Below are 10,260 nucleotides of genomic sequence, written 5' to 3' on the forward strand. Positions count from 1 at the left end.
GGTCGGCGGCGGAGGCGGCGGGGGTGGCGGCGTCGTGGTGGTGATCTCGTCCTGGACGGGAGGCGGCGCGCTGGTGGTGGTCTCCGGCGTCGCGAGGTTGTCGGTGTCGGTGCGGGTCACCAGGACCGACACCGACACCACCAGCGCGATCGCGGCGACGATCGCGACGACGCCGACCACCCAGGGCCAGCGTGGCGGCTCGGGGGTCTCCCCCGCCTCGGCGGCTGCGTCGTAGTTGTCGTAGTCGTAGGGCGACGATTCCGCGGGGACGTACGCGGGCGGGACGAATTGCTCGGACTCGGGCGCGGAGTACGCCCGCGAGTAGTGGTCGGTGTCATCGATGCCTGGCGCACCGGCGTCGCTGTCCGGGGTGAGACCCGACACGTCCTGTGTCGGTTCATCGGCTGGAGACCGGTCGCCCGGCTCGTCGCCTCTAGGCCCGCTCATGTGCGTCAATCCTTCTCAGCCAGCTTCTCGGGCTCCGGTCACCGCCGATGGCGGCTCGCGGTGCGCCGGCAACACTACCCAACCGCGGCGCCGAGAACAGGGGCAGGAAGACGGTCGCCGGGCAACTCATGCCGGATTGTGACCTTGCCCGGGCTGCGGCGCCGACAGACGTCAGCGGCTAATGCTTCTCGGGCCCGGTGTGGTACTCGAAGACCAGGCCGGACACCGTGGTGAGCACGAAGCAGACGCCGCCGACGATCAGCCACGGCAGCCACAGCGCCATGCCGACCGCGGTGACCGACGCGGACAGCGCGATCATGACCGGCCACCAGCTGTGCGGGCTGTAGAAGCCCAGTTCGCCGGCGCCGTCAGCGATCTCGGCGTCCTCGTAGTCTTCGGGTCGGGTGTCCAACCGGCGTGCGACGAAGCGGAAGAACGTGCCGGTGATCAGCGTCAGACCCGTGGTCAGGGCGAGCGCCGTGGTACCGGCCCACTCCACCCCGCCGGTGGCGAACAGCGCGGTGAGCACCGCGTACACCACTGTCGCCAGCGCGAAGAACGCCGTGAGGAACTCGAACAACCGGGCTTCGATGTGCATCTGCTGTCCTACCTGCTCGCCTGGGGCGCCTGCTCACCGCGGCGCGTGTCGAACGGCTTGGTGGTGGTCGCGACCGGTGACTGGTTGATCGCCTGCAGCGCCTCGGCGTTGGTCTTGCCGGCGATGCGCTGATCCATGTAGGCCTTGAAATCGTTGGGCTCCACGACGCGCAGCTCGAAGTTCATCATCGAGTGGTAGGTGCCGCACATCTCGGTGCAGCGGCCCACGAAGGCGCCGGTCTGGTTGATCTCGCTGACCTGGAAGATGTTGTCGGAGTTGTTCGCCTTCGGGTCCGGCAGCACGTCGCGCTTGAACAGGAACTCCGGCACCCAGAAGCCGTGGATCACGTCGGCCGAGGCGATCTGGAACTCGATGCGCTTGCCGGCCGGCACCACCAGCACCGGGATCTCTTCCGACGAGCCGAGCGTCTCGACCTTGTCGAAGTTCAGGTAGGTGCGGTCTTCGGGGTTGAGGCCGCGGATCGCGCCGACGCGCTCCTCGCCGTTCTCGTAGGTGCCCTCCGGCTTGGAGGTCATGGCCTCTTTGCGCGCGTTGTCGACACCGTCGTAGCTGAACGTCCCGTCACCGAAGTTGATCTTCTGGTAGCCGAACTTCCAGTTCCACTGGAACGCGGTGACGTCGACGACGACCTCGGGGTTGGGGTCCTTGTGCAGCATCCGTTCCTGCACGACGACGGTGAAGTAGAAGAGCACCGAGATGATGAGGAACGGGGTGACCGTCAGGGCCAGCTCGAGCGGCATGTTGTAGCCGAACTGGCGGGGCAGTTCCTGCTCGCCCTTCTTCTTCCGGTGGAACACCACGGTCCAGAACAGCATGACGTAGACGATGGCGCCGACGACGAGCGCGGCGATCATCGAACCGATCCACAGTTCACGGTTCAGGTGAGCTTCCGGGGTGATGCCCTTGGGCCACCCCAGGGCGAGAGCATCAGACCAGCTGCATCCGCTGAGCAGGACCGTCGTCCCTCCCAGGAGCAGGGACAATGCCACCAACTTCAGGCCGCGAGCGGGCACGTTGGCGCCTCCTACCAAGTCGATCGACCGCCGGACGGTCAGACGGCTGCATTGAATACTACGCAGCGTAGACCACGCTTCCCGAGCAGTTCCATGCGACCGGGCCAATGTCAGGAGTTGCTCCCGCCGCTTTCGGGAAGACGCCGGGAGATCAGACATACTGACGCCGTGTGCGGACTGCTGGCGTTGGTGACCGATCCTGCCCATGAGGTCTACCCCAGCCTCGTCGACGCAGTGTCAGGTGCCAGCCATCTGATGCGTCACCGGGGCCCTGACGAGCCCGGCACCTGGAACGACGACCGCGTGGTCCTGGGGTTCAACCGCCTCTCGATCATCGACATCGCCCACAGTCACCAGCCGCTGCGGTGGGGGCCGGCCGATGCGCCGGAGCGCTACGCGCTGGTGTTCAACGGTGAGATCTACAACTATCTGGAGCTGCGGGAGGCGCTGCGCGCCGAGCACGGAGCGGTCTTCCACACGGACGGCGACGGCGAGGCGATCGTCGCCGCCTATCACTACTGGGGTGCCGAGGCTCTCGGCCGGTTGCGGGGCATGTTCGCGTTCGCGCTGTGGGACACCGTCACCGAGGAACTGTTCTGCGCCCGCGACCCGTTCGGCATCAAGCCGCTCTACATGGCCACCGGGCCGGGTGGCACCGCTGTCGGCAGCGAGAAGAAGTGTCTGCTCGACCTCGCCGGCCAGTTGGGCATCGATCTGAGCATCGACGAGCGCGCCGTTCAGCACTACACCGTGCTGCAGTACGTGCCCGAGCCCGAGACGCTGCAGCACGGCATTCGCCGGCTGGAGTCGGGCAGCTACGCGCGTGTGCGCCCCGGCGGCACACCCGAGGTGACGCGTTATTTCACCCCGCGGTTCGCCCCCGTGGCTTTCGTGGCGGGACGCGAGCAGTCGCGCTACGACGAGATCACCGCGGTACTCGAGGATTCGGTGGCCAAGCACATGCGCGCCGACGTCACCGTCGGGTCGTTCCTGTCGGGCGGCATCGACTCCACGGCGATCGCGGCGCTGGCGATGCGGCACAACCCGCGCCTGATCACGTTCACCACGGGTTTCGAGCGGGCCGGCTTCTCCGAGGTCGACGTCGCGGTCGCCTCGGCCGAGGCGATCGGCGCGCGGCACGTCACCAAGGTCGTCAGCCAGGCCGAGTTCGTCGAGGCGCTGCCCGAGATCGTCTGGTACCTCGACGAGCCGGTCGCCGACCCGGCGCTGGTGCCGTTGTTCTTCATCGCCCGCGAGGCGCGCAAGCACGTCAAGGTGGTGCTCTCGGGTGAGGGCGCCGACGAGTTGTTCGGCGGCTACACCATCTATCGGGAACCCTTGTCGTTGAAGCCGTTCGACTATCTGCCCCGCGGCGTGCGCAAGTCGGTCGGCCGGATGGCCGGGCCGCTGCCCGAGGGGATGCGGGGCAAGAGCCTGCTGCACCGCGGCTCGCAGACGCTGGAGGAGCGTTATTACGGCAACGCCCGCAGCTTCTCCGACGCGCAGCTGCGCGCGGTGCTGGCGCGGTTCCGCCCGGAGTGGACGCACACCGACGTCACCGCGCCGGTGTACGCGCAGTCGGCCGGCTGGGATCCGGTGGCGCGGATGCAGCACATCGACCTGTTCACGTGGCTGCGCGGCGACATCCTGGTCAAGGCCGACAAGATGACGATGGCGAACTCGCTGGAGCTGCGGGTGCCGTTCCTGGACCCCGAGGTGTTCGCGGTCGCCTCCCGGCTGCCCTACGACCAGAAGATCACCCGGGCGACGACGAAGTACGCGCTGCGCAAGGCGCTGGAGCCGATCATCCCGCCGCATGTCCTGCACCGACCGAAGCTGGGCTTCCCGGTGCCGATCCGGCACTGGCTGCGCGCGGGCGAGTTGCTGGACTGGGCCTACGCGACGATCGCGGCCTCAGGCGCCGGCGATCTGATCGATCTCGTGGCAGTGCGGACGATGCTCGACGAACACCGCGCGGGCGGCGCCGATCACAGCCGCCGGCTGTGGACGGTGCTGATCTTCCTGCTGTGGCACGCGATCTTCATCGAGGGCAGCGTGACGCCGACGATCAGCGAGCCGACCTACCCGGTCCAGCTCTAGGCGAGCGCCTGGGCGATCTCGCGGCCTGCCTCGTCGCCGTAGGCGTCGGTCAGCCGCGTGATCGCGTCGTCCCGATCCCACGTCCACTCCTGCGGACCGGGCGCCTCGAGCACCAGCGTCGCCACCAGCGAGGCCAGCTGCGCGGCCCGCTCCAGCGGCAGCCCCGCGTCGCGGCCGGTCAGGAAGCCCGCGCGGAACGCGTCGCCGATACCGGTCGGATCCTCGCGACGCCGCTCCGGCACGACGTCGACGTGGACGAACGTCCCGTCGCGGCCCACCAGGTCGACGCCCTTCTCTCCCAGCGTGGTGACGCGCAGCTGGATCTGCTGCATGACCTCTGCCTCCGACCAGCCGGACTTCTGCAGCAGCAGGTCCCACTCGTAGTCGTTGGTGAACAGGTAGGTGGCGCCGTCGATCAACCGCCGGATCTCGTCGCCGGACAGGCGCGCCAACTGCTGGCTCGGGTCCGCGGCGAACGACAGCCCCAGCGCCCGGCATTCCTCGGTGTACAGGAACATCGCCTCGGGATCGTTGGCGCCGATGATCACCAGATCCGGTGTGCCCGTGCGCGTCACGACGTCAGCGAGCTTGATGTTGCGAGACTCCGACATCGCTCCGGGATAGAACGACGCGATCTGCGCCATGTCCTCGTCGGTGGTGCAGACGAACCGCGCGGTGTAGGCGGAGTCGGACACCAGAACCGCGTCGCAGTTCACGCCGGCCCCGGTCAGCCACTCACGGTAGTCGTCGAAGTCGGCGCCGACGGCGCCGATCAGTGTCGGGCGGCCGCCCAGCACGCCCATCGCGTAGGCCATGTTGCCGGCGACACCGCCGCGGTGCATCACCAGATCGTCGACGAGAAAGCTCAGCGACACCTTCTGCAGGTGGTCGGCCAGCAATTGCTCGGAGAAGCGGCCGGGGAAGCGCATCAGATGATCGGTGGCGATCGATCCGGTCACGGCAATGGTCACGCAGTCACACCCTTCGTGAAGTCGTCAGACACCCTAGTCGGGCCCCGCCGTCGCTCTCTTCGCCGGCCGGGGCAGCCTGCGCACGTGCGCTAACCTGCCTATGAGTGCCCCTACTGGGCCACTGTAGAGGCAACACAATCGACAATCGCAATCCACGGACCCGAATCCACCGACCTGCCCGGGAGCTCATGTATGACTGGTCCCTACCCGCCCCACTACGGAGCTGGACCAGCCGGACCGCAGGACTATCCCGGAAATTACGGGCAACAGCCGTACGGTCAGCAGGGCCCCGGCCGGCAGCCATTCCCCGACTCCGGGTTCACCGCCGCCTATCCGGGCACGCTGCCGCCGCCGGTGCCCTACCCGCCGCGGCGACGTCGCTGGATCGCTATCGCGGTGGCGATCATCGCCGTTCTCGCGGTGGCCGGCATCATCACGGCCGTGGCCCTCACCCGCGGTGAGGCTGACAGCTCGGGCAACGGTGCGCTGACCGAGGCGTCTGCGCGCAACGCGATCCAGAACTACCTCGACGCGCTGACCAACGGCGACGCCGAGACCGTGGCGCGGCACAGCCTGTGCGGATTGTTCGACGCGGTGAAGGAACGCCGATCGGACCTCGCGTTGGCGAGCCTGTCCAGCGATGCGTTCCGCAAGCAGTACAGCAGCGCGCAGGTCACCTCGGTCGACAAGATGGTGTTGTCGTCGCCGACACAGGCCCAGGTGCTGTTCACGATGAAAGTGACGCCGCAGAGCCGTTCGTCACGCACACAGCCCGCCGATGCCGAGGAGCAGGCGATCGCTCAGCTGGTCTCGGTCGACAACGACGTGCTGGTGTGCTCCTACCTGCCGCGTACGGCAGGCCAGTACTAGCTCAGTTGAAGGAGTCGCCGCAGGCGCAGGAGCCGGTGGCGTTGGGGTTGTCGATGGTGAACCCCTGCTTCTCGATGGTGTCGACGAAATCGATGGACGCACCCTGCACGTAGGGGGCGCTCATCCGGTCCACCGTCAGGTTGACCCCGCCGAATTCGACGGTCAGGTCACCGTCGAGGGTGCGATCGTCGAAGAACAAGTTGTAACGCAGACCCGCGCAGCCGCCGGGCTGGACCGCGATCCGCAGCGCCAGATCGTCCCGGCCCTCCTGATCGAGCAGCGCTTTCGCCTTGGTCGCCGCGGCCTCCGTCAGGATCACGCCGTGTTGGGCGTCGGTGGCCTGTCCTGCCTGCACTGCCGACTCGTCCTGAACAGTCATGAATACTCCTGTGTGGATGTTCGTGGGTAGGGCCAACAACGCCGTGACCCCACGTGTTCAACGGTACCTCGTTCGAACGGTATTCCCACGGTCCGACCCCGTTCCCGTCTACGCCTGCACCCACGTCCACGCCGCCGCGACCTCGGCGGCCAGGCTGGTGAGCTGCTCGTCCGCCTCGTCGATGGCCCGGCGCACCGAGCCGGCGTGGTCGGCGATCGAGTGGGCGGCCGCGATGCCCGCGGTGGCCCGCTCCTGCTCCGACAGGGTCACCTGACCGGCCAGAACCAGCACCGGTACGCCCCGCCGACCCGCCCCCGCGGCCAGCGCGCTGACCACCTTGCCGTGCAGCGATTGATCGTCGAAGCGCCCTTCGCCGGTGATCACGAGGTCCGCGGCGGCCAGATCGGCGGCCAGTCCGGTGTGCTCGGCGATGATCGCCGCCCCGGATTCGCGGCGTGCCCCCAGAGCCAGCAGCGCCGCACCCAGACCACCGGCAGCACCGGCCCCCGGCTCGTCGCGCACCGATCGGCCCGCCGTGTCGTCGAGGTGCCGCGCCCACGCCGTCAGCCGCTCTTCGAGCGCGTCGACGGTGGCGGGGTCGGCGCCCTTCTGGGGCCCGAACACCGCCGCCGCGCCACGCGGGCCGAGCAGTGGGTGTTCGACATCACTGGCGGCGATCAGCTCGACGTCGGCCAGCAGCTCACGGGCAGCGGTAAGCCCCCCGAGCGCCTCGACCATGCCGCGGCCGCCGTCGGTGCTGCCGCTGCCGCCGAGTCCGACGACGATGCGGCGGGCGCCGGCGTCCAGCGCGGCGGCGATCAGCGCCCCGACCCCACTCGTGTGGGCGTCGACGGCCGTGCGCACCGTGGTCGCGCCGCCGAGCAGCGCGAGCCCGCAGGCCTGCGCGCATTCGATGTAGGCGGTCGCCGGGGAGCCCGGGTCGAACACCCATTCGGCGTCGACGTCGACGGCCAGTGGTCCACTGACCCGCTCTGTGCGCCGCTCACCCAGCCGGCTGGCCAGGACGTCGACGAAGCCGGGGCCGCCGTCGGATTGCGGCGCCAGGATCAGCCGATCCTGCGGCCGGGCGCTGCCCCACCCGGTCGCGACGGCGCGGGCCGCTGCGACGGCGGTGAGGCTGTCACCGAAGGAGTCCGGCGCGATGAGGACGGTCCGGTTCTTCGCCGTAGACATCTTCGGAAGATTAAGTCGCACGCGGGGGTGCCGCACGGCGGGCTGCGTCGTTTCCACAGCCGGGAAGTAACCTGGCACATGTGAAGCTGCTGGGCCGCAAGAACGAAGACTCCGGGGACGATCGGCCCGGTTCGACCTCGACCGACGAGCCGATCCATGACGCGACGGCCGGCGCCCGGGTGACCACGGCGCCCAAGGGCAGGCCCACTCCGAAGCGCAGCGAGGCGAGCCGCCGCCGCGGACCGGTCGCGCCGGCACCGATGACCACTGCCGAGGCGCGTCGACGCCGCAAGGAGCTACGCGGACCGAAGCTCTCCCGCGAGGAGCGCAAGGCCGACAAGCTCGAGCGCCGCGCCGAGATGTCGCAGCGCCGCGAGAAGATGATGGCCGGCGACGACGCTTACCTGCTGCCGCGCGACAAGGGCCCGGTGCGCCGGTACGTGCGTGATCTGGTCGATTCGCGGCGCAACGTGCTGGGGCTGTTCATGCCGTCGGCGCTGGGGCTGATCCTGGTCATGCTGGCGGTGCCCTCGGTCCAGGTGCAGCAGCTGATCTCCCCGGCGATGCTCGTGTTGGTCTTGATCATGATCGTCGACGGCTTCTTCCTGGGGCGTCGGGCGAACCGGCGGGTCGACCAGAAGTTCCCCGGCAACACCGAATCCGGATGGAAGCTCGGCTTCTACGCCGCCAGCCGTGCGTCGCAGCTGCGGCGGATGCGCGCACCGCGCCCGCAGGTCGAGCGCGGCGCGAAAATCGACTGACGCCGTCGGTGTCCTACTTCCCTGAGATCGCCGCACCCGACCCCGACGCCGCCGCCGCCGCGCGGGCCCGGCAGGCGCAGCTGACCAAACCCGCGGGCGCGCTGGGCCGCCTCGAAGACCTCTCGGTGTGGGTGTCGTCGTGCCAAGGCGCATGTCCCCCACGGCAATTCGAGCGTGCGCGGGTGGTCGTGTTCGCCGGTGACCACGGTGTCACGGCGGCGGGAGTGTCGGCCTACCCTGCCGAGGTCACCGCGGCGATGATGGCCAACTTCGCCGCCGGCGGCGCCGCGGTCAACGTGCTGGCCTCGCTCGCGGACGCGGGAGTGCGCGTCGTCGACATCGCCGTCGACACCGAAGAGCCGCTGTCGCCGGACATCGGCGCCCACAAGGTGCGACGCTCGAGCGGCAACATCGCCGTCGAAGACGCGCTCGGTCCTGACGAGGTGGTCGCGGCCGTCGAGGCGGGCCGCCGCATCGCCGACGAGGAAGTCGACGCCGGCGCCGACCTGCTGATCGCCGGCGACATGGGTATCGGCAACACCACCCCGGCCACCACGCTGGTGGCGGCCCTGACCGGGGCCGAACCGGTTGCGGTGGTGGGTCGAGGCACCGGCATCGACGACGAGGGCTGGAAGCGCAAGACCGCCGCGATCCGCGACGCGCTCTACCGCACCAAACGCTTGTCAGCGGATCCGATTGCGCTGCTTCGCATCTGCGGCGGCGCCGATCTGGCGGCGATGACGGGGTTCTGCGCCCAGGCTGCGCTGCGACGCACCCCGGTGCTGCTCGACGGCGTCGTGGTGACCGCTGCGGCGCTGGCCGCCGAGCGGCTCGCGCCGGGCGCCCGGCTGTGGTGGCAGGCGGGGCACCGGTCCACCGAGCCGGCGCACGGGATGGCGCTCACGGAGCTGGGGTTGACCCCGATCATCGATCTCGGGATGCGGTTGGGCGAGGGCTCCGGAGCGCTGGTCGCGCTGCCGGTGCTGCGCGCCGCCGTCGCCACGCTCACGTCGATGGCCACGTTCGAAGAGGCCGGGATCTCCGGGGGCTGACCGTGATCCGTTCACTGGCAGGCGCTTTCGCGTTCGCGACGGTACTGCCGGTGCCGGCGTCGCGCACTGCGCTCGTGGGTCGGGGTGTGGTCAGCGCGCTGCCGGTCGCCGGCGTGGCGCTGGGCGGGGTGGCCGCAGCGGTGCTGGCGGCGGGATTCTGGGCGTTCGGCCCGGGCGCTCCACTCGCCGGCGCGCTGGCGGTCGCGACGCTGCTGCTGGCCACCCGCGGCCTGCACATCGACGGCCTGGCCGACACCACGGACGCTCTCGGGTGTTACGGCCCGCCGGAGCGTGCGCTGGCCGTGATGCGGGAAGGTACGGCCGGTCCTTTCGGGGTGGCGGCGGTCGCGGCGACGGTGCTGATCCAGACGCTGGGTTTCACGCAGGCGGGGTGGGCCGGCGTACTGGTCGCCGTCGTGGCCGGCCGGGTCGCGGCGGTGATGGCATGCCGGCGCGGCGTGCCCGCGGCGCCGGGTAGCTCGCTGGGCGGCGCGGTCGCGGGAACGCAACCGGCCTGGGTGGGCTGGGGTTGGGTGGCCTGCACCGCCGCGGCCGCCGCGCCGATCTGCGGGACCCTCTGGCAGGGTCCGCTCGTCGTGGTGCTCGCGGTGGCCGCGGCGATGACGCTGGTGGCGCACTGCGTGCGCCGCTTCGGCGGTATCACCGGCGACGTGCTCGGTGCCGCCGTTGAGGTGACGACGACGATCGTCGCGGTGGGCCTGGCGATCCGCTGATATAGATCGAGTTAGTCCTTCTCAAATGCCTCCGGAGGTGTCAGGAAGGGATCTGTAACCGATTCCTTTGGGTCCGTGTGTTGACGCGCGCGGACCTCCTGACACGCCCCGGAGGTGTCG

10 protein-coding genes and 1 pseudogene are annotated in these 10,260 nt (G+C 69.6%); 5 read left to right on the plus strand and 6 right to left on the minus strand.

Annotated elements, in window-relative coordinates; genetic code table 11:
* The 3 genes and pseudogenes from DMB80_RS27225 to ctaC form a co-directional block, all read right to left on the minus strand.
* Nucleotides 1–447: pseudogene (locus DMB80_RS27225) on the minus strand (hypothetical protein); the annotation flags it as partial.
* Nucleotides 448–625: 178 nt separating this feature from the next.
* Complete coding sequence (locus DMB80_RS27230; protein WP_111512679.1) at nucleotides 626–1,045, minus strand: cytochrome c oxidase subunit 4; 420 nt, start codon at nucleotides 1,043–1,045, stop codon at nucleotides 626–628.
* An 8-nt stretch (nucleotides 1,046–1,053) separates the two neighbouring features.
* Nucleotides 1,054–2,079 (minus strand): aa3-type cytochrome oxidase subunit II, encoded by a 1,026-nt coding sequence (gene ctaC, locus DMB80_RS27235; RefSeq protein ID WP_111512680.1) that lies wholly within the window; start codon nucleotides 2,077–2,079, stop codon nucleotides 1,054–1,056.
* Nucleotides 2,080–2,247: 168 nt separating this feature from the next.
* Here ctaC and asnB point away from each other — a divergent pair, with 168 nt between their 5' ends.
* The gene (gene asnB, locus DMB80_RS27240; RefSeq protein WP_111512681.1) at nucleotides 2,248–4,179 is read left to right on the plus strand and encodes an asparagine synthase (glutamine-hydrolyzing); all 1,932 of its coding nucleotides are present in this window, start codon (nucleotides 2,248–2,250) and stop codon (nucleotides 4,177–4,179) included.
* On the opposite strand, the gene DMB80_RS27245 is transcribed toward asnB, so the two are convergent.
* Nucleotides 4,176–5,150 (minus strand): carbohydrate kinase family protein, encoded by a 975-nt coding sequence (locus tag DMB80_RS27245; RefSeq protein ID WP_048424072.1) that lies wholly within the window; start codon nucleotides 5,148–5,150, stop codon nucleotides 4,176–4,178. The two genes, asnB and DMB80_RS27245, sit on opposite strands and share 4 nt — an antisense overlap.
* A 192-nt stretch (nucleotides 5,151–5,342) precedes the next feature.
* Between DMB80_RS27245 and DMB80_RS27250 the strand changes: the two genes are divergently transcribed.
* A complete protein-coding gene (locus DMB80_RS27250; RefSeq protein ID WP_111512682.1) occupies nucleotides 5,343–6,020 on the plus strand; it encodes an Rv0361 family membrane protein in 678 nt (225 codons plus the stop codon).
* 1 nt (nucleotide 6,021) lies between these two features.
* Here the strand turns inward: DMB80_RS27250 and DMB80_RS27255 are convergent, their stop codons facing one another.
* Nucleotides 6,022–6,399, minus strand: coding sequence for a HesB/IscA family protein (locus tag DMB80_RS27255; RefSeq protein WP_046366532.1), 378 nt, complete (start codon nucleotides 6,397–6,399; stop codon nucleotides 6,022–6,024).
* A gap of 108 nt (nucleotides 6,400–6,507) precedes the next feature.
* Entirely contained in the window at nucleotides 6,508–7,593 is a 1,086-nt protein-coding gene (locus tag DMB80_RS27260) for a glycerate kinase family protein (protein WP_111512683.1), read from the minus strand.
* 80 nt (nucleotides 7,594–7,673) lie between these two features.
* Between DMB80_RS27260 and DMB80_RS27265 the strand changes: the two genes are divergently transcribed.
* From DMB80_RS27265 to DMB80_RS27275, 3 genes are read left to right on the plus strand one after another with little or no spacing between them, the layout of a single operon-like run.
* Nucleotides 7,674–8,354: a DUF3043 domain-containing protein gene (locus tag DMB80_RS27265; RefSeq protein WP_111512684.1), complete on the plus strand. Its 681-nt coding sequence runs from the start codon at nucleotides 7,674–7,676 to the stop codon at nucleotides 8,352–8,354.
* 8 nt (nucleotides 8,355–8,362) lie between these two features.
* Nucleotides 8,363–9,406, plus strand: a complete 1,044-nt coding sequence (cobT, locus tag DMB80_RS27270; RefSeq protein ID WP_111512685.1) for a nicotinate-nucleotide--dimethylbenzimidazole phosphoribosyltransferase — start codon at nucleotides 8,363–8,365, stop codon at nucleotides 9,404–9,406.
* Between the two features lie 2 nt (nucleotides 9,407–9,408).
* Entirely contained in the window at nucleotides 9,409–10,140 is a 732-nt protein-coding gene (locus DMB80_RS27275; protein WP_111512686.1) for an adenosylcobinamide-GDP ribazoletransferase, read from the plus strand.
* The last annotated feature ends 120 nt before the right edge of the window (nucleotides 10,141–10,260 follow it).

This window comes from Mycobacterium kyogaense (assembly GCF_003254575.1).
Classification (GTDB): domain Bacteria; phylum Actinomycetota; class Actinomycetes; order Mycobacteriales; family Mycobacteriaceae; genus Mycobacterium; species Mycobacterium kyogaense.

Bases quoted from the DNA above. Each gene is read 5' to 3' on its own strand.
- DMB80_RS27230 (WP_111512679.1), bottom strand. From the start codon at position 1,045: ATGCACATCGAAGCCCGGTTGTTCGAGTTCCTCACGGCGTTCTTCGCG.
- DMB80_RS27250 (WP_111512682.1), top strand. From the start codon at position 5,343: ATGACTGGTCCCTACCCGCCCCACTACGGAGCTGGACCAGCCGGACCG.
- DMB80_RS27255 (WP_046366532.1), bottom strand. From the start codon at position 6,399: ATGACTGTTCAGGACGAGTCGGCAGTGCAGGCAGGACAGGCCACCGAC.
- DMB80_RS27260 (WP_111512683.1), bottom strand. From the start codon at position 7,593: ATGTCTACGGCGAAGAACCGGACCGTCCTCATCGCGCCGGACTCCTTC.